The sequence below is a fragment of the Bradyrhizobium sp. CCBAU 53338 genome (assembly GCF_015291665.1).
Classification (GTDB): domain Bacteria; phylum Pseudomonadota; class Alphaproteobacteria; order Rhizobiales; family Xanthobacteraceae; genus Bradyrhizobium.
The window spans coordinates 31,971-49,898 of sequence record NZ_CP030048.1; the positions used below are offsets into that span (position 1 = coordinate 31,971).

At 65.1% G+C, this 17,928-nt stretch carries 18 protein-coding genes; 16 read left to right on the forward strand and 2 right to left on the reverse strand.

Going from position 1 to position 17,928, the window contains the following annotated elements; all coding sequences use genetic code 11:
* Positions 1-81: 81 nt before the first annotated feature.
* Entirely contained in the window at positions 82-1,083 is a 1,002-nt protein-coding gene (locus XH90_RS00135) for an adenosine kinase (RefSeq protein ID WP_194478639.1), read from the reverse strand.
* Positions 1,084-1,207: 124 nt separating this feature from the next.
* On the opposite strand from XH90_RS00135, the gene murJ reads away from it, so the two are divergent.
* From murJ to trmB, 15 genes are all read left to right on the forward strand, one after another.
* The gene (gene murJ / locus XH90_RS00140; protein ID WP_194478640.1) at positions 1,208-2,740 is read left to right on the forward strand and encodes a murein biosynthesis integral membrane protein MurJ; all 1,533 of its coding nucleotides are present in this window, start codon (positions 1,208-1,210) and stop codon (positions 2,738-2,740) included.
* An 81-nt stretch (positions 2,741-2,821) separates the two neighbouring features.
* Positions 2,822-3,874 carry a tryptophan--tRNA ligase gene (gene trpS / locus XH90_RS00145; RefSeq protein ID WP_194478641.1) on the forward strand — a complete coding sequence of 351 codons (1,053 nt, stop codon included), beginning with the start codon at positions 2,822-2,824 and terminating at the stop codon, positions 3,872-3,874.
* A 276-nt stretch (positions 3,875-4,150) separates the two neighbouring features.
* Complete coding sequence (locus tag XH90_RS00150; protein WP_194478642.1) at positions 4,151-4,720, forward strand: NifU family protein; 570 nt, start codon at positions 4,151-4,153, stop codon at positions 4,718-4,720.
* Between the two features lie 90 nt (positions 4,721-4,810).
* Positions 4,811-5,503, forward strand: coding sequence for a tRNA (adenosine(37)-N6)-threonylcarbamoyltransferase complex dimerization subunit type 1 TsaB (tsaB, locus tag XH90_RS00155; RefSeq protein ID WP_194478643.1), 693 nt, complete (start codon positions 4,811-4,813; stop codon positions 5,501-5,503).
* Entirely contained in the window at positions 5,500-5,985 is a 486-nt protein-coding gene (gene rimI, locus XH90_RS00160; RefSeq protein WP_194478644.1) for a ribosomal protein S18-alanine N-acetyltransferase, read from the forward strand. Before tsaB ends, rimI begins: the two co-directional genes overlap by 4 nt.
* 38 nt (positions 5,986-6,023) lie before the next feature.
* Positions 6,024-6,479, forward strand: coding sequence for a Fur family transcriptional regulator (locus XH90_RS00165; protein ID WP_128948724.1), 456 nt, complete (start codon positions 6,024-6,026; stop codon positions 6,477-6,479).
* 5 nt (positions 6,480-6,484) lie between these two features.
* On the forward strand, positions 6,485-7,165 hold the full coding sequence (locus XH90_RS00170) for an HAD family hydrolase (RefSeq protein ID WP_194478645.1): 681 nt from the start codon (positions 6,485-6,487) through the stop codon (positions 7,163-7,165).
* A gap of 210 nt (positions 7,166-7,375) precedes the next feature.
* Positions 7,376-8,773: a tRNA (N6-isopentenyl adenosine(37)-C2)-methylthiotransferase MiaB gene (miaB, locus tag XH90_RS00175; protein WP_194478646.1), complete on the forward strand. Its 1,398-nt coding sequence runs from the start codon at positions 7,376-7,378 to the stop codon at positions 8,771-8,773.
* 64 nt (positions 8,774-8,837) lie between these two features.
* Positions 8,838-9,836, forward strand: coding sequence for a PhoH family protein (locus XH90_RS00180; RefSeq protein WP_194478647.1), 999 nt, complete (start codon positions 8,838-8,840; stop codon positions 9,834-9,836).
* Between the two features lie 60 nt (positions 9,837-9,896).
* Positions 9,897-10,406, forward strand: a complete 510-nt coding sequence (ybeY, locus tag XH90_RS00185) for an rRNA maturation RNase YbeY (protein ID WP_194478648.1) — start codon at positions 9,897-9,899, stop codon at positions 10,404-10,406.
* A 1-nt stretch (position 10,407) separates the two neighbouring features.
* Positions 10,408-11,526, forward strand: coding sequence for a hemolysin family protein (locus tag XH90_RS00190; RefSeq protein ID WP_246755664.1), 1,119 nt, complete (start codon positions 10,408-10,410; stop codon positions 11,524-11,526).
* Complete coding sequence (lnt, locus tag XH90_RS00195) at positions 11,523-13,136, forward strand: apolipoprotein N-acyltransferase (RefSeq protein WP_194478650.1); 1,614 nt, start codon at positions 11,523-11,525, stop codon at positions 13,134-13,136. The genes XH90_RS00190 and lnt overlap by 4 nt, the downstream gene beginning before the upstream one ends.
* Before the next feature lie 232 nt (positions 13,137-13,368).
* On the forward strand, positions 13,369-13,782 hold the full coding sequence (locus XH90_RS00200; RefSeq protein WP_194478651.1) for a helix-turn-helix domain-containing protein: 414 nt from the start codon (positions 13,369-13,371) through the stop codon (positions 13,780-13,782).
* A gap of 115 nt (positions 13,783-13,897) precedes the next feature.
* Positions 13,898-15,025 (forward strand): M20 family metallopeptidase, encoded by a 1,128-nt coding sequence (locus tag XH90_RS00205; protein WP_194478652.1) that lies wholly within the window; start codon positions 13,898-13,900, stop codon positions 15,023-15,025.
* A complete protein-coding gene (trmB, locus tag XH90_RS00210) occupies positions 15,022-15,732 on the forward strand; it encodes a tRNA (guanosine(46)-N7)-methyltransferase TrmB (protein ID WP_194478653.1) in 711 nt (236 codons plus the stop codon). The genes XH90_RS00205 and trmB overlap by 4 nt, the downstream gene beginning before the upstream one ends.
* On the opposite strand, the gene XH90_RS00215 is transcribed toward trmB, so the two are convergent.
* Positions 15,729-16,811: a DUF2336 domain-containing protein gene (locus tag XH90_RS00215; protein WP_194478654.1), complete on the reverse strand. Its 1,083-nt coding sequence runs from the start codon at positions 16,809-16,811 to the stop codon at positions 15,729-15,731. The genes trmB and XH90_RS00215 overlap by 4 nt on opposite strands.
* Positions 16,812-17,169: 358 nt before the next feature.
* Here XH90_RS00215 and rimP point away from each other — a divergent pair, with 358 nt between their 5' ends.
* Positions 17,170-17,928: a ribosome maturation factor RimP gene (gene rimP, locus XH90_RS00220; RefSeq protein ID WP_194478655.1), complete on the forward strand. Its 759-nt coding sequence runs from the start codon at positions 17,170-17,172 to the stop codon at positions 17,926-17,928.

Below are 17,928 nucleotides of genomic sequence, written 5' to 3' on the forward strand. Positions count from 1 at the left end.
CTCTGGAATACCGGGTCGCCCGGTCCTTGTGCGCAATTGCGCACTGGCCGGGCAACGACAGCGGAGCGTGAGGCGCGAACCTTAGACCGTCAGCCCGCGCTGCTGCGCCAATTCCCTCAACGACACCTGCGGCCTTGCGCCGATGTGCTGGATCACTTCGGCAGCCGCAAGCGCGCCGAGCTCGCCGCACTGCTTGTGCGAGAGATCGCGCGAGAGACCATAGAGGAAGCCGGCCGCGAACAGATCGCCGGCGCCGGTGGTGTCGACCAGCTGCGCGATCGGCGAAGCGGGCGCAGCGACGGCGTCGGTCGGCGTCACCACCACGCAGCCCTTCTCGCTACGGGTGACGACGCCGAGCTTGACGTCGCTGCGCAGCTGCTTGAGCGCGGTGTCGAAGTCGGAGGTCTCGTAGAGCGAGTGCAGCTCGGACTCGTTGGCGAACACGATGTCGGCGGTGCCGCTCCGCATCAATCCCAGGAACTCGTCGCGATAGCGGCTGACGCAGAAGGAATCCGACAGCGTCAATGCCACCTTGCGGCCGGCCTCGTGGGCGATCTTGGAAGCCTTCAGGAAGGCTTCCTTGGCGCCCGGCGGGTCCCACAGATAGCCTTCGAGATAGACGATCTTTGCAGCCGCGATCTCGGCCGGATCGATATCGGCCGGCGACAGATCCTGCGCCGCGCCGAGATAGGTGTTCATCGTGCGCTCGCCGTCGTCCGTGACCAGGATGTAGGAGCAGCCGGTGGCGGGGCCGTCCTTCGCGGGCGGCGTGTTGAAGGCGACGCCGGCGGCGCGGATGTCGTGGACATAGAGTTTGCCGATCTGGTCGTCCTTGACCTTGCCGACATAAGCGGCACGCGCGCCCAGGCTGCCGATGCCGACGATGGTGTTGGCGGCAGATCCCCCCGAGACTTCCGTCGCAGGGCCCATGTCATTGTAAATGGCGGCGGCCCGCGCCTCGTCGATCAGGGACATGCTGCCCTTGGTCATGCCGTGCTTGACCAAAAAGGCTTCATCGGTCCGGACCAGCACGTCGAACAGCGCATTGCCGATGCCGAGAACGTCATATTTCACGTCAGCCATTCACCTTGATCCTGTTTGCCGGATTGCGATACCCGCAGAAATCCGCTTCCTGTCGGCCTGAAATCCGGCTCGCGGCCTATCACGACCGGCCCCGCGCGGGCAAGCAACGGTATGATCAAAGAGCATGATCCGCTCCTTCCTGACCGTCTCGACGGGAACACTGGCCTCGCGGCTGCTGGGCTTTGCGCGCGATTCCCTGATCGCGGCGCTGCTCGGCACCGGCGCGGTGGCGGATGCCTTTTTGGCGGCATTTCAGCTCGTCAACGTGGTGCGACGCCTGCTCAGCGAAGGCGCACTGAATGCGTCGCTGATCCCGGCCTGGCTGCGCGTCCGTGAGCGCGATGGCGCGGAGGCCGCCTCCGCCTTCGCCGGACGCGTGCTGGGCACGGTCAGCGCGGCCCTGATCGCGATCGCGATCGGGATCGCGCTTCTGATGCCGCTGATCATCATGATCATCGCGCCCGGCTTCGTCGGCAGCCCCACGCTCGATCTCGCCGTCCAGAACGCCCGGCTGATGCTGCCTTATCTCGCCTTTGCCGGTCCGGTCACGGTGCTGATGGGACTTTTGAATGCGCAGGGGCGGTTTGCGCTCACGGCGTTCTCACCGCTGCTGTTCAACATCGCTCTGATTGCGGCCATCGCAATATTGCTGATCTGGCACGCCGACGCGTCCTTCGCCGCATGGATGCTGGCCGCGACTGTCGGCATCGCCGGCCTGCTGCAGCTCGTGATGCTGGGATCGCAGCGAAGCGCGCGGCTCGCAACACCACTGCGCGCAAGTTTCGACAGGGAGATGCGCGGCTTCTTCGCGAAAGCCATTCCCGGCATGATCGCAAGCTCCGGCCCGCAATGGCTGATGGTGGCCGGTGCGATCATTGCCTCCGCGACGCCTTCTGCCGTCTCCTGGCTCTATTTCGCCAACCGCCTGATCGAGCTGCCGCTCGGCATCGTCGGCGTCGCCATGGGCACGGTGCTGGTGCCGGAGCTGACGCGCGCCGTCAGCAGCGGCGACCGCGAGGCGGTGGCGCATGCAGAATCGCGCGCGCTGGAACTTGCGGTCGGGCTTGCGCTGCCCGCCACGCTCGGCCTTGCCGTGCTGGCCGAGCCGATCGTGCGGCTGTTGTTCGAGCATGGCGCCTTCGGCGCGGAGGACAGCACCGCGACCGCGCATGCACTGATGTGGCTGGCGCTGGGCCTGCCGGCGCATGTGCTGATCAAGGCGCTGTCGCCCGCCTTCTTTGCCCGCAGCGACACGATGACGCCGCTGCTCGCCACGGCCAAAGGCTTTGTGGTCGCGGTGGCGCTCGCCGTCCTGCTCGGGCACTTCTTCGGCGCGAGCGGGATCGCCGCGAGCATTGCCGCCGGCGCCTGGAGCAGCGCCGTCTCCTTACTCCGAAAGGGCACCAGCGAGTTCGGCTTCTCGGTCGATGCCGCCGCCAGCAGGCGGTTGCCGCGAATCTTGCTCGCCGCCGCCGCGATGGGCGCTCTGCTCTGGCTGACGCGGGGGCTGATGCCGGTGGAGGCCCACGGCCTGATCAGGTTCATCGCGCTGGGCTTGCAGATCGCGGCCGGGATCGCCGTCTATGGCCTGCTCTTGCAAGTCCTTGGCGCGGCGTCCTGGCGCGAGGCGGTTAACGCCTTGAAACGGTCCGCCTGACGGCGCGGCGCTCGAATTGCCCTTGACGGGGCAGCGCCGCTGTTGGAAACGACGGCCGGCGACCTCTCAGGAAAACTGACCATGCCATTCGTTGAACGGGTTTTTTCGGGCGTCCAGCCGACGGGCAATCTGCACCTCGGCAATTACCTCGGCGCGATCGTCAACTTCGTGAAGATGCAGGAAACCCACAACTGCATCTATTGCGTCGTCGACATGCACGCGATCACGCAAGGCCTCGACGTCTGGGGCGGACCGGCCGAGCTCGCGCGCAACACCCGCGAAGTGACCGCGGCATTCATCGCCGCCGGCATCGACCCGAAGAAGCACATCGTGTTCAACCAGAGCCAGGTCTCGGGCCATGCCGAGCTCGCCTGGATCTTCAACTGCGTGGCGCGCATGGGCTGGCTCGGCCGCATGACCCAGTTCAAGGAGAAGGCCGGCAAGGACCGCGAGAACGCATCCGTCGGGTTGTTCGACTATCCCGTGCTGATGGCCGCCGACATTCTGCTTTACCGCGCGACCCACGTTCCGGTCGGCGAGGACCAGAAGCAGCATCTCGAGCTCTCGCGCGACATCGCGCAGAAGTTCAACAACGACTTCGGCGACTCCATTCGCGCGCAGGGCACCAATGACGGCCTGTTCTTCCCGCTGCCGGAACCGCTGATCACGGGGCCGGCAACGCGCGTGATGTCCTTGCGCGACGGCACCAAGAAGATGTCGAAGTCGGATGCGTCGGACAATTCGCGCATCAATCTGACCGACGACGCCGACACTATCGCGCAGAAGATCCGCAAGGCGAAGACTGATCCGGAGCCTTTGCCGAGCGAAGAGAAGGGCCTCGAAGCGCGCCCCGAAGCCGACAATCTCGTCGGCATTTTCGCCGCGCTCTCGGGCCGCGCCAAGGCCGACGTGCTCCGCGAATTCGGCGGCGGCCAGTTCTCCAGCTTCAAGAACGCGCTGGCGGAACTGTGCGTCACCAAGCTCGCGCCGATCGCCGGCGAGATGAAGCGCCTCGTCGCCGATCCCGGCCACATCGACGCCATCCTGAACGATGGTTCCGACCGGGCGCGTGCCATCGCCGAAGAGACCATGAACCTCTCCAAGGACATCGTCGGCTTCATCCGCCGGCGCTGAAGTCCGGCTGCGCAGGCATCTCGTCCAGGCGCGGCGAACCCGAGTACCGTCATGCCCGGGCTTGTCCCGGGCATCCAGTTCTTGGCGCTGGCAGATGCAAGACGTGGGTGGACAGGGACACGCCCGGTCACGACGGTGCAGAACTTTTTCCGCCGGATAACCCGTTGAAATAACAGCGAAATACTCTTGCGACCCCTTGATCGTGCGTTCTCCGTCGCCATCTGCTAGGGAAGAGAGCACGCGCCGGCCTTGAACCGGCGACGTCTGGAGAAAACCATGTTCATTCAAACCGAAGCCACCCCCAATCCCGCCACGCTGAAATTTATTCCCGGCCGCGTCGTATCCGACGGCAGCCCGATGGAATTTTCGAGCCGCGAAGCCGCCGGCCGTTCGCCGCTCGCCGAAAAGCTGTTCGACGTGCCCGGCGTCACCGGCGTGTTCTATGGATCGGACTTCATCACCGTGACCAAGGCGAACGGTGAATGGCAGCAGCTCAAGCCCGCGATCCTGGGCGCCATCATGGAGCACTACATGTCCGGCGCGCCGCTGCTCGCCGACGGCGCGCTCACGAGCGATGTGGATCTCGACGACGAGGACGAGTTCTTCGACGAGGCCGATGCCGAGACGGTCGACATGATCAAGGATCTGATCGAAACGCGCGTGCGGCCGGCGGTCGCCAATGACGGCGGCGACATCACCTTCCGCGGCTTCAAGGACGGGATCGTCTATCTCAACATGAAAGGCGCCTGCTCCGGCTGCCCGTCGTCGACCGCCACGCTTCAGCACGGCATTCAGAATTTGCTGAAGCACTTCGTGCCCGACGTGGTCGAAGTCCGGCCGATGTAGCCGCGGTGCGCGAATGGCGAGCAGCGAATGGCGAATGAAACCGTTATCGGCTAGACTATTCGCGGTTCACCACTCGCCATTCGCTTTTTCATGTTGATCCTTGCCATCGATACCGCGCTGGAGGCGTGCGCGGCCGCCGTTCTCGACACCGACGCCGGTGAGCTCCTTGCGCAGGAGCAGTTGTTCATGAAGCGCGGCCATGCCGAAGCGCTGATGCCGATGATCGCACGCGTGATGCAATCGGCCGATCTCGCCTTCACGGCACTCGACCGCATCGCCGTTACAGTCGGCCCCGGCAGCTTCACCGGCTTGCGCGTCGGCATTTCGGCGGCCCGCGGACTTGCGCTCGCGGCCAAGCGACCGGCCGTCGGCCTCACTACTCTCTCGGCCTATGCGGCCGCCATCGTCGGCCAGAGTGGGCCAGACCCGGTGATCTCGGCGATCGATGCGCGGCATGATCACGTCTACTTCCAGATCGTCGGCGGCGACGGCAGCCAGCTGGTGCGGCCCGGCGTCGCGTCGATCGACGAGGCCATCGCAGCCTCGCAATTCGGCGCGCCGCATCTGGTCGGCAATGCCGCCAAAATTCTCGCCGAGCGCTGGCCGAAGGATGGACCGCAACCCATTTCGGTCGACGCGCAGCCGGCGCCCGACATCAGCTGGGTCGCATGGCTCGGTGCCGCGGCCAATCCCGATACCAATCCGGCGCGGCCGTTCTATCTCAAGGCGCCCGATGCGAAGCCGGCTGCGCTGCCTCCGCTCGCACAAGCTGTAAGCTCATGATGAGATGGCTTTCGGAATGGTGGCGCGGCGGCACTGCGGCCGTCGAGCCGGCATCCGCGCGCGACGCGGCGCGGCTGGCGCAGCTTCACGGCCAATCATTCGCGCATGGCTGGGGCGAAGCCGAATTCGAGAGCATGCTCCGCGAGAGTAACACGCTCGTCCACCGCTTGCGCCTGGGGCGCAAGATCATCGGCTTTGCAGTGTCTCGGATCGGAGCGGACGAAGCGGAAATCCTCTCGGTCGCAGTCGACCAGTCCCACCGCGGCCGTGGCCTCTCCCGCGCGCTGCTGATGACCCATCTCGGCCATCTCGCCGGGCGTGGCGTGCGCACGATATTTCTGGAAGTCGAGGAGAACAACCAGCCCGCGCGACGGCTCTATGAGAGGGGCGGATTCGTGGTGGTCGGGCGCCGCGAACGCTACTATAAGCAGGCCAACGGGGAACAATTGAACGCACTTCTGATGCGACGTGACTTGTCGTAACATTGATGGCAGAAAGCGCCCCGTCAGGCGGACCCATGATGACTGGACTCAAACCTTCTTCGGCATCCAAGGCGACCGGCATCGAAGCGCGCTGTGCCGCAACCGGCATGCGCATGACCGAGCAGCGCCGCGTCATCGCGCGCGTGCTTGCGGAAGCCGTCGATCATCCCGATGTCGAGGAATTGTACCGGCGCTGTGTCGCGGTCGACGACAAGATCTCCATCTCGACCGTCTATCGCACCGTCAAGCTGTTCGAGGATGCCGGTATCATCGAACGCCACGATTTCCGCGAGGGCCGCGCGCGCTACGAGACGATGCGCGACAGCCATCACGACCACCTCATCAATCTGCGCGACGGCAAGGTGATCGAGTTCACCTCCGAAGAGATCGAGAAGCTGCAGGCGGAGATCGCCCGCAAGCTCGGCTACAAGCTGGTCGATCACAGGCTCGAGCTCTATTGCGTCCCGCTCGACGACGACAAGCCGGCGTCTTGAGTTTCGTGCCGATAGACCTCATCATCTTCGATTGCGACGGCGTGCTCGTGGACAGCGAGGTGATCTCCTGTCGTGCCCATGCGGATGTGCTGACGCGCCACGGTTATCCCATTACATCGGAGCAGGTGTCCGAGCGATTCCTCGGCCGTTCGACCAAACAGGCCAATCTCGAGATCGAAGCCGAGCTCGGCCGCAAGCTGCCCGAGGCCTATCACGGCGATCTCCAGGACGAGCTGTTTCGCGCCTTCGAAGCCGACCTCGAAGCGATCCGCGGCATCCACGATGTGCTCGACGTCGTGACGCAACGCGTCTGTGTTGCCTCGAGCGGCTCGCATTCGCGCATGCAAGTGAGTCTCGGAAGCACGGGACTCTATGCACGCCTCGCGCCGAACATCTTTTCGTCCTCGCAAGTGACGAACGGCAAGCCGGCGCCGGACCTGTTCCTGTTCGCGGCCAGGGAAATGGGTGTCCCTCCCGAGCGCTGTGTCGTGGTCGAGGACAGCCTGGCTGGCATTGCCGGCGCACGGGCGGCCGGAATGAAGGTGCTCGGCTTTTGCGGTGGCAGTCATTGCGGAACCGGTCATGCCGAGACCCTGCGCCGGGCCGGCGCCGACCTGACCTTCGCCGACATGCATCAATTGCCGGAGCTGGTCCGGCGGGTCGCGGCGGACGCCCTGACGGGCTAGCTAGTCTCTGGCCGTCATTCAGGGGCGATGCGGCGGGACCGCGGAGCGCGGCCCGGAGCATCGAACCCGGAATCTCGTGCCAAAACCTCTGGATTCCGGCTTCGCGCTGGCGCGCGGCCCGGAATGACGGCCGAAAATGCCCCCAATCGCTGGATTTTCGGACCCCCAGCCTATATTTGAAGGCCGTCCTCCACCACACCTCCGGGTTCCATGAAGCCGCCGCGTAAGCTGCACATCAAATCATATGGCTGCCAGATGAACGTCTACGATGCCCAGCGCATGGTGGACACGCTGGCTCCGGAAGGATTCGTGGAGACTAATAACGCCGAGGACGCCGACCTCGTCATCCTCAACACCTGCCACATCCGCGAAAAGGCCTCCGAGAAGGTCTATTCCGAGCTTGGGCGCCTGCGCGTCGCCAAGGACGAGGCCGCGCGCGAGGGACGCGCCATGCAGATCGCGGTTGCCGGCTGCGTCGCGCAGGCCGAAGGTGGCGAGATCACGCGCCGCGCGCCTGTTGTCGATGTCGTGGTCGGCCCGCAGAGCTATCATCACCTTCCGGAGCTTCTGAAGCGGGCGCGCAACGAAGGCCGCGCGATCGAGACGGAATTTCCCGCCGCCGACAAGTTCGGCTTCCTGGCTCAGCCCAGGCCCGACGCGATTCGCGCGCGCGGCATTTCCGCGTTCGTCACGGTGCAGGAAGGCTGCGACAAGTTTTGCACCTTCTGCGTCGTGCCGTACACGCGCGGCGCCGAGGTCTCGCGACCCGTCGCGAACATCGTCGACGACGTCAAGCGGCTCGCCGACAATGGCGTGCGCGAGCTCACGCTGATCGGACAGAACGTCAACGCCTATCATGGCGACGGGCCGGACGGAAAAAGCTGGGGGCTCGGCAAGCTGCTGGAGCGCCTGGCAGAGATTCCCGGTATCGCGCGGCTGCGCTACTCGACCAGCCATCCCCGCGACGTCGATGACAGCTTGATTGCGGCCCATCGCGATCTCGATGCCTTGATGCCGTTCGTGCACCTGCCGGTGCAGTCGGGCTCGGACCGTATTCTCGCCGCCATGAACCGGAAACATACCGCCGATGATTACCGTGAAGTCATCGACCGTTTCCGGTCCGCACGCCAAGACATTGCTTTTTCATCAGATTTTATCGTCGGTTTCCCGGGCGAAAGTGAGCAAGATTTTCTCGCCACCCTCGCGCTTGTCACGCAAATCGGCTACGCTGCAGCCTATTCGTTCAAATACTCCGCCCGGCCGGGAACGCCGGCCGCGGATATGCAGGAGACGGTGTCCCCCGCCGAGATGGACCAGCGATTGGAGCGGCTCCAGGACTTGATCGACAGCCAGCAATCGGCCTTCAACAAGGCTGCGATTGGCTCAACGGTCGACGTGCTGTTCGAACGCCCGGCGCGCAAGGACGGCCAGATCGTCGGGCGCACCGCTTTCCTGCAGCCTGCGCATGTGATGGCTTCCCCCGACATCATCGGACAGATCCTGCCGGTCAGGATCGACAGCCTCGAGCGCTACAGCTTCCTCGGCGAGCTCGCCGCGCCGCGCGATGCGCGCGAATCCGCTTTATCATCCATCGCCACTGGAGCCTGAACCCTTGCCAAAAAGCGCATCGGATTCGTCTTCTATCGCTCCCAGCCGCAAATTTGACCGCGACATGCAAGTTCCACCCGAGACCCAGGTCGTCATCGACTTCGACGACAACCGCGCCGCATCCGCGCTGGTCGGCCCCTATGGCCAGAACCTGGCGCAGATCGAGCGCCGTCTCGGCGTCGTCGTGGACTCCAAGGGCAACCACATCACCATCGGCGGCACGCGCGACGGCTGCGACGCCGCGCGCCGCGTGCTGGAGACGCTCTACGCGCACGCCGTGAAGGGGCAGGATGTCGACCAGGGCGAAGTCGAAGGCGCGATCCGCGCCGTGATCGCGCAAGGGTCGCTGTTCGAGTTCGACGCCAAGTCGGCGAAGACCGCCTTCGACAGCATCAACCTGCGCAAGCGCCCGGTGCGCGCGCGCACGGCTGCCCAGGACTCCTACATCCGCGCGCTGAAGCGGCACGAGCTGGTGTTCGGCATCGGCCCGGCCGGCACCGGCAAGACCTGGCTCGCGGTCGCGCATGCCGCGCAATTGTTCGAGCGCAAGGAAGTCGACAAGATCATCCTGTCGCGTCCCGCCGTGGAAGCCGGCGAGCGGCTCGGCTTCCTGCCCGGCGATCTCCGCGAGAAGGTCGATCCTTATCTGCGTCCGATCTACGACGCGCTCTATGACCTCATGGACGCGCGCATCGTCGAGCGCGCGCTGCAGACCGGAGAGATCGAGATCGCGCCGCTCGCCTTCATGCGCGGCCGCACGCTGACCAACGCCGCGATCATCCTCGACGAAGCGCAGAACACGACGTCGATGCAGATGAAGATGTTCCTGACCCGCCTCGGCGAGAACAGTCGCATGATCGTCACGGGCGACCCCTCTCAAATCGATTTGCCGAACGGCCAGACCTCGGGTCTCGCCGAAGCGACCCGTCTGCTCGATGGCGTCGACGGCATTGCGCAAGTTCATTTCAAAGCCGAGGACGTGATCCGCCACGAGCTCGTGGCACGAATCGTCGCTGCCTATGAAGGGTCGCCGCAGCGGCCGCCCGCCGGCAACAAATCCTGACGAGACAACAACCGGACCAAGCGGGCGCGGATACGGCGCCCCATCGTTCCGAACAAAGCCATGTCACATCCCAACCTTCCCATCACCGAAGTCCTCGTCGTCGCCGATTGCTGGCAGAGCGAGCCCGACGCCGAAAGCGTGATCCAGCGCGCCGTCGCCGCTGCCGCCGAATCCGTCGACGAAGACGTCGCGGATGCAGAAGTGGCCGTGATGCTGACTGACGATGCCGGCATCCGCACGCTCAACAGCAATTGGCGCGGCATGGACAAGCCGACCAACGTGCTGTCGTTTCCGGCGCTCCAGCCCGAGGGCGAATGGAAGCCGGGCGATGCGCCGCGCATGCTCGGCGACATCGCGATCGCCTTCGAGACCATGCGGCGCGAGGCGGACGAGGAACACAAGCCGTTCGATCACCATTTGAGCCATCTCGCCGTGCATGGTTTCCTGCACCTGATCGGCTACGATCACGAGAACGACGGCGACGCCGAAGAAATGGAAGCGCTCGAAACCGAGATCCTGGCCCACCTCGGTATCCCCAATCCGTATGCGGACCGAGCGGGAACGCACTGAAATGCCGGATTCAGAGCCCGTTCACGACAATCCGCGCAACACGGCCAATCTGCCGGCCGTGGTCGCGCCTGGCGAGGTCATGCGCCCGACGGCGGAAGGCTGGCTGCTGCGCGCCATCCGCACGCTGTTCGGCTGGAAGGCCGGATCGGTGCGCGACGATCTCCAGGTCGTGCTCGACGCGACGACGCCGGACGACACCGGCTTTTCCGCGGTCGAGCGCACCATGCTGCGCAACATCCTCGGCCTCCACGAGCGTCGCATCGCCGACGTCATGGTGCATCGCGCCGACATCATCGCCGTGAAGCGCGACATCCCGCTCGGCGAATTGATGGACCGTTTCGAGAGCGCTGGCCATTCGCGCCTGGTCGTCTACAACGAGACGCTCGACGATCCCGTCGGCATCGTCCACATCCGCGACCTGCTCGCCTTCATGACCGCGCGCGCGCGGGTGTCGGAGGCCACCAAGACCAAGCGCAAGAAGCCGCTGCCGGCCGGGCTCGATTTGAAGGCCGTGGACCTCGCGCTGCCGCTCCAGGACGCGCGCATCATCCGCAAGCTGCTCTATGTGCCGCCGTCGATGCGGGCGATCGACCTGCTGGCGCAGATGCAGGCCACGCGCATTCACCTGGCGCTGGTCGTCGACGAATATGGCGGCAGCGACGGGCTGGTTTCGCTCGAGGACATCGTCGAGCAGATCGTCGGCGAGATCGACGACGAGCATGACAGCGACGAGCCGCCGTCGATCGTGCGGCTGCCCGACAACGCCTTCATCGCCGACGCCCGTGCCAGCCTCGACGACGTCCGCACCGTGATCGGCGAAGACTTCGTCACCGGCGAGGCCGGCGAGGAAGTGGAGACGCTGGGCGGCTATCTCGTCAGCTTCGTCGGCCGGCTGCCGGTGCGCGGCGAGGTGATCTCGGGCCCCGGCAATTACGAGGTCGAGGTGCTCGATGCCGATCCGCGCCGCGTCAAGCGGCTGCGCATTTCGACGCGAAAGGAACGCCCTGCCCCGCGCACCCAGCGCGAGAGAAGCCGCCGCGAGACCGCGCCCGAGAGCGGCCAGCCGCCTTCCGGCGAGACGCCGACCCCGCCGCCTGCCGACGGGACCGGTCCGCAGTGACCGCGTTCCAGCGATTTCGACAGATTGCACTCGCCATCATCCTGACCTGGGGATGGAAGCGCGCGCTGCTGGCGATGGCCTGTGGCGCATTCTCGGTGCTGGCGCTGGCGCCGTTCAACATCTTTCCGGTGCTGTTCATCACCTTCCCCGTGCTGGTCTGGCTGATCGACGGCGCCGGTGCAGGACGACATGGCGGCGTCCCGGCCGCGGCGCTGACCGGCTTCTGGTTCGGTCTCGGCTATTTCGTCCCCGGCCTCTACTGGATCGGCATCGCCTTCTTCGTCGACGCCGACGTATTCGCCTGGCTGACGCCGTTCGCCGTGCTGGGCCTTCCGGCCTATCTCTCGATCTTCACCGCCATCGGCTTCGCGCTGGCCCGCCTGCTCTGGACCAAGGATGCCACCCGCATTCTCGCGCTCGCAGCAAGCCTCACCGTCAGCGAATGGCTGCGCGGGCACGTGCTCACGGGCTTTCCCTGGAATGCGTTCGGCTATGCGCTGTCGGAGCCGCTGGCGCTGGCGCAGGCGTCATCCCTCATCGGCGAGTGGGGCATGACGTTCCTCGCGGTTGCGATCTTCGCAAGCCCGGCGGTGCTGATCGACCGCACGCGCGATCGGAGCCTCGCATGGCGCGTGCCGGCCGCGGCGCTCGCGCTGCTGGTCGTCATGGGCGTCTTCGGCGCCATCCGCCTGTCGCTGCATCCGACCACGATGGTCGCCGGCACCAAGCTGCGCCTGATGCAACCGGACCTGCAGCAGGACGCCAAGTTCAACTACTCCGCCAAGGCGGAGGTGATGAAAAAATATCTGGCGCTGTCGGACCGTGCATCCGGTCCCCAATCGACCGGCGTGCGCGACGCCACGATCCTGATCTGGCCGGAATCCGCTTTTCCGTTCTTCCTGACCCGCGAAGCCGACGCGATGGCGCAAATCGCCGAGCTGCTGCCCAAGGGCACGGTGCTGATCACCGGATCGGTGCGCGCCCCCGATCTGCCGCCGGGCAAGCCTATCACCCGCGCCTACAATTCGATCTACGTGATCGACCACGACGGCAGCGTGCTTGCGGTCTACGACAAGCTGCACCTGGTTCCGTTCGGCGAATATCTTCCGTTCCAGGACACGATGGAGAAGCTCGGCTTCGAGCAACTGACACGCGTCCGCGGCGGCTTCATTGCCGGCACGGTGCGGCACGTGCTGCCGCTGCCGGGTGCACCGCCGGCGCTGCCGTTGATCTGCTACGAGGCGATCTTCCCTGGCGAAGTCGGCACGCGTGACGAGCGTCCGGGTTGGATGGTGAACCTCACCAATGACGGCTGGTTCGGCATCTCGACCGGTCCGTACCAGCATCTGGAGCAGGCGCGGATGCGCGCCATCGAGCTCGGATTGCCGCTGGTCCGTTCGGCCAATACCGGCATCTCGGCGGTGATCGATCCGGTGGGACGCACGGTGGCCAGCCTCGGCCTCGGCATCGAAGGCATTTTGGATGCAAACCTGCCCACCGCAATTCCGCCCACCGTCTATGCGAGAGTTGGTGACATCCCCGCAGCCATGCTCGTCGCGCTGGCTGTGATTTTGGCGGTGCGACGCCGTGTTGCCAAACGGCACCCCTGATCGCGCGGTCGCTGGCGATTTCCGACAAGGCGGCCGGAATCCTCTGACAATCGTAGTCCGACGGTTGACAGACCGCACACGGGCTCCCCATTCTGCGCCGGCTGCGCAAGACAGCGGTGCATTGCTAAATTTCTCCGCAATGTTTCCCCAATCAGAGTGAAGTTTTGACGTCGTCGTCACCCGAGGCAATACTTTCGATTGCGCCGACGGTGGTGTTTGGAGGGCTGAGGAAATGTCGAAAGCGCCCAACCCTGTTGACAAATATGTCGGCAGTCGCGTGCGTATGCGCCGCATCATGTTGGGCATGAGCCAGGAAAAGCTCGGTGAAGCTTTGGGCCTGACATTCCAGCAAATCCAGAAGTACGAGAAAGGCACGAACCGCGTTGGCGCCAGCCGAATCCAGCAGATTGCCGAGATTCTGCAGGTGCCGGTATCGTTCCTGTTCGAGGGCGGACCGAGCGGCGTAGCCGGACCGAACGGCTTCGCGGAAGGTGCATCGCCCTCTTATGTCTCCGACTTCCTCGCCACATCAGAAGGGCTCGCGCTGACCAAGGCGTTCACCCGAATCACCGATTCGAAGCTGCGCCGTTCGATCGTCGATCTCGTCGAGCAGATCGCCGCCCGCGAAGGCCCGGACAAGCGCTGACGCGCGATTTCTTTCCGATTTGAGACTGCGCCAGTTCTGGCCTATGTCGTCATTTGCGGGCACGCTCCATGCTGCTTCCACCGAGATCATACGATACGAAGGCACAGATACGGTCATGCCGAGCTCCAATTCGTTCGATTCCCAAACTATCCTTGCTGGTATCCGCCGCTGGGTGGAGATCGAGACGCCGACGGAAGTCCCCGAGCAGGTCAACAAACTGACCTCGATGGTTGCCGATCATTATCGCGATCTGCCCGTCACGCTCGAACGCGTGGCCGGCGCCGATGGCTGCGGCGATCATCTCGTGGTGCGTTCGAGCTGGGGCCAGGACCAACCCGGTATCCTGGTGCTCAGCCATCTCGACACCGTTCACTCCATGGGGTTCATCGCGCGCCTGCCGTTCAAGGTCGAAGGCGACAGCGCGTTCGGTCCCGGCATCTACGACATGAAGGGCGGTGCCTACATCGCCTATCACGCCTTTCGCGAGCTTTGCGCTGCACCCACCCGTCCACCGCTCGGCATCACCCATTTGTTCACCTCAGACGAGGAGATCGGCAGCCCGACCTCGCGCGCGCTGATCGAAGCGGAAGGACGCAAGGCCAAATACGTGCTGGTGACGGAGCCTGCGCGCGACGGTGGCAAGATCGTCACCGGGCGCAAGGGCGTCGGGCGCTTCAAGGTTTTCATCAAGGGCGTGCCCGCGCATGCCGGCTCGCGCCCCGAAGACGGCCGCAGTGCCGTGCGCGAGCTCGCCAACGTCATCCAGACGCTGGAAGCGATGAACGATCTGAAGCGCGGCGTCACCGTCAATGTCGGCGTGGTACGCGGCGGCACACGCCCCAACGTCACACCGGAAGAAGCCTATGCCGAAGTCGATCTGCGCGTGCCTGGTGTCGACGATGCGGAAGAGTTCGTCGGCAAGATTCTTGGACTGACGTCGAAAACCGACGGCGTGACCGTGACCGTCACCGGCGAGCTCAACCGTCCGCCCTATGAGAAGGGCAATGCCGGCGCCTCGCTGTATGAGCACGCGAAGTCGCTCGCCGCCGAACTTGGTTTCGAACTGGTCGACACCCACACCGGCGGCGGCTCGGACGGCAATTTCACCGCGCCGCACACCGGCACGCTCGACGGGCTCGGCGTCGACGGCAAGGGCGCGCACACGCACTATGAGCAGCTCTACGTCTCCTCGCTCGAGCCGCGCGCAAGGCTGCTTCATCGCCTGTACCAGACGCTGCGATGAGCGAACGCAAATCAGATCCCGATCGCGCGGACGGCGAGCGGGCCTTCTTCGGACGGCGCAAGGGCCACAAGCTCAGGCAGCACCAGGCCGAACTGGTCGATCACCTGCTGCCGCATCTGTCGCTCGACATCACGGCGGACCGTCCGGCGAACGCCGCCGGGATCTTCGATCCCGCGGCCGAAGATGTGCGGCTCGAGATCGGCTTCGGCGGAGGCGAGCATCTCGCCGCGGAAGCGCAGACCTTTCCGATGACCGGCTTCATCGGCTGCGAGCCCTATGTCAACGGCATGGCCAAGATCCTCGCGCAGATCGAGGCCGCCAACATCGCCAACATCCGCCTGTTCGCAGGCGATGCGGCCGAGCTGCTGGCGTGGCTGCCCGATGCCTCGCTGTCGCGGATCGATCTGATCCATCCCGACCCATGGCCGAAACGCCGGCACTGGAAGCGGCGCTTCGTTCAGGACCGGACGGTCGCTGCGATGGCGCGCGTACTCGAGGCCGGCGGGGAGTTCCGCTTCGTCTGCGACATCGACGATTACTGCGCCTGGACACTGTCGCATCTTGCGCGCTCGCCTGATTTTCAGTGGCTCGCCGAACGCGCCGATGATTTTCGCCAGCCATGGGCGGGCTACACCATGACGCGCTATGGACGGAAGGCGGCGCGCGAAGGGCGCAAGGCAGCCTACCTGCGATTTCGCAGAAGCTAGATCGTCCGCCGGCTACGCCAGAAATTCACGACGCGATCGGCCGTCGCCGGCATCAGGCGCGTGAAATTCATCCGCGCCGATTCAAGATCGGCATCGGCCGGCGTGCGATGCGGCCCGTACCACATCAGGACCAGCGCGCGCACCGTGGGCCAGCCGAGATTCAGAACGCGGCCTAGCACCAGGATCGGATCGTAGCGGTCGCCCGAGATCAGGCGATCGAGGATTGGAAGCCTGACGCCTGACATCGCCGAGAGCGTGGCGACCGATTCCTCGTATTTGTGCGCCTTGGCAAAACCGAGCAGCGCGCTCTCGCCGAGATGTCCACCGCGATGCAGGCCGAGCACCGTGCGTTGCGCGTCCGAGAAATCGCGTCGCGGACCCGCCGGCCGCGCAGCTTCCTCGATCGCGGCCATGGCCCGCTTGATCTCGACCTGACGCACCGGATTGACCACCGTGGAAAGGCGACGGCGAATGACGTCGAGCGTGCCGTTGAGAAGTTCCTTGAGGTGATCGCCCGAGAGATCCTCGCGCTGGCCGATCTTGAGCGTCAGCACGCCATCCCGGCTCGCGCGCTTGATCAGCTCCGAATAGCCACCCGGCGAAAACATCGCGCCGGCATTGCCGGCGGCGCGGCGCACCACGTCGCGATCGCCGCGCTCGACCAGCACGTCGGTGATCTCGGTCGACAGCGTCGGCCGCTCCGTCATCGCCAGCAAATGGCCCTGACCTTTCAGCCGGGCGATCTCGACGAGAGCGGCTTCATCGAGCACGGGCGAGCGGCGCAGCACCGGGCCCGCCACCAGGATCTCGTTTTCACGGGCAAGCTGGCCGACCAGATGAGGCGGCGCATTGTCCAGCCGCGAGAAGCGCTCGGCGAGATCGACGCGCGAGGCAAGCTCCGCATGCGGGACGAGATCGATCAGGAGATTGTCGAAGAGATCGATGAGCTCGGGACGGAGTCTCGAAGCGTCCTGAAAGAACAGCGCGGCAATGGCGCTCGCGATCTCGCCACGACGCCGGGGATCACCGCGCTTGACGATATCGTCCAGTCCTGGAATGAGCGACGTGGCAACGGTCATGAAACGCAACTCGAATCTGGCACGCCGTGGGCGCGCCATAGGTCAAGCCGCCCCACAGGCGTGAAATTTAGGCCCGGTTTGTGAAGGAAGCGTTGCTCCCCGGGCGCCGCCCGAGGGGCAAAAAGCCCGCATCCGCCTGCGATGGGTCTTGTCCGGGCGGCCGGAAAGGGCTATATCAGCGCCAATTCATCTTCTCATACGATCCGCGTAGTGAGAGTGGGCCCGAAAGGACCCGCTCTTTTTTATTACCTGAACGCGGCTTGGCGGAAGATGCGTCCCGACAGGCTGTCGGGAAAGTTCCGAAGCGGGCTTTGACCTCTTAGCCAAGCGTTAACCATCGAGCGCCTTGACCCCTGATATGACCGAACCGACCACTGGTTCCACCGATGCCGAGTTGCTGGCCGAGCCGAGGCTCGTGGTCGAGCCGGGCGTCGCGGCACGGGTGTCTGCGGTCGCAGCTCCGGTGCTCGAAGGCATGGGCTACCGCCTGGTGCGGATCCGTATCTCGGGCGAGGCCGGCTGCACCGTCCAGATCATGGCCGAGCGGCCGGACGGCTCGATGCAGCTCGAGGACTGCGAGGCGATCTCGCGGGCGCTGTCGCCCGTGCTCGACGTCGCCGACCCCATCGACCGCGCCTATCGGCTGGAAATCTCCTCGCCGGGGATCGACCGCCCGCTGGTGCGCCGCTCCGATTTCGAACGCTATTCCGGCCATCTGGTGAAGGTCGAAATGGCGGTCGCCCATGAGGGGCGCAAGCGATTCCGCGGCACGCTCGGCGCCGTCGAGGGCGACCGCGTGCATCTGCATCGCGACGACGTCAAGGCGGGCGACAATCCCGACGTGCTGCTGACGATGGAAGACATCGGCGAGGCACGGCTGGTGCTGACCGATGAGCTGATCGCCGAATCCATGCGCCGCGGCAAGGCCGAAGAGCGCCAGATGCGCCGCGATCTCGGCATCGAGCCGCCGCAGGCACCGCACGCCGAGATCAGTGCGAAAACCACCAAGAACACCAAGCCGCAAAAGAAAAAGCCGGCACCGACCAATACGAAGAAACATCGCCTTGCCGCCGAACGCGCGCGGCGCGGCGAGATCGAGCCTGACGAAGGAGACTAG

Excerpts from the sequence above, each read along its gene's own strand:
- tsaB (WP_194478643.1), top strand. The coding sequence starts at position 4,811 with ATGTTGATCCTTGCCATCGATACCGCGCTGGAGGCGTGCGCGGCCGCC.
- XH90_RS00135 (WP_194478639.1), bottom strand. The coding sequence starts at position 1,083 with ATGGCTGACGTGAAATATGACGTTCTCGGCATCGGCAATGCGCTGTTC.
- trmB (WP_194478653.1), top strand. The coding sequence starts at position 15,022 with ATGAGCGAACGCAAATCAGATCCCGATCGCGCGGACGGCGAGCGGGCC.
- ybeY (WP_194478648.1), top strand. The coding sequence starts at position 9,897 with ATGTCACATCCCAACCTTCCCATCACCGAAGTCCTCGTCGTCGCCGAT.
- miaB (WP_194478646.1), top strand. The coding sequence starts at position 7,376 with ATGAAGCCGCCGCGTAAGCTGCACATCAAATCATATGGCTGCCAGATG.
- XH90_RS00215 (WP_194478654.1), bottom strand. The coding sequence starts at position 16,811 with ATGACCGTTGCCACGTCGCTCATTCCAGGACTGGACGATATCGTCAAG.
- rimP (WP_194478655.1), top strand. The coding sequence starts at position 17,170 with ATGACCGAACCGACCACTGGTTCCACCGATGCCGAGTTGCTGGCCGAG.
- XH90_RS00165 (WP_128948724.1), top strand. The coding sequence starts at position 6,024 with ATGACTGGACTCAAACCTTCTTCGGCATCCAAGGCGACCGGCATCGAA.
- XH90_RS00190 (WP_246755664.1), top strand. The coding sequence starts at position 10,408 with ATGCCGGATTCAGAGCCCGTTCACGACAATCCGCGCAACACGGCCAAT.
- XH90_RS00180 (WP_194478647.1), top strand. The coding sequence starts at position 8,838 with ATGCAAGTTCCACCCGAGACCCAGGTCGTCATCGACTTCGACGACAAC.
- rimI (WP_194478644.1), top strand. The coding sequence starts at position 5,500 with ATGATGAGATGGCTTTCGGAATGGTGGCGCGGCGGCACTGCGGCCGTC.
- trpS (WP_194478641.1), top strand. The coding sequence starts at position 2,822 with ATGCCATTCGTTGAACGGGTTTTTTCGGGCGTCCAGCCGACGGGCAAT.
- XH90_RS00200 (WP_194478651.1), top strand. The coding sequence starts at position 13,369 with ATGTCGAAAGCGCCCAACCCTGTTGACAAATATGTCGGCAGTCGCGTG.
- XH90_RS00205 (WP_194478652.1), top strand. The coding sequence starts at position 13,898 with ATGCCGAGCTCCAATTCGTTCGATTCCCAAACTATCCTTGCTGGTATC.
- murJ (WP_194478640.1), top strand. The coding sequence starts at position 1,208 with ATGATCCGCTCCTTCCTGACCGTCTCGACGGGAACACTGGCCTCGCGG.
- XH90_RS00150 (WP_194478642.1), top strand. The coding sequence starts at position 4,151 with ATGTTCATTCAAACCGAAGCCACCCCCAATCCCGCCACGCTGAAATTT.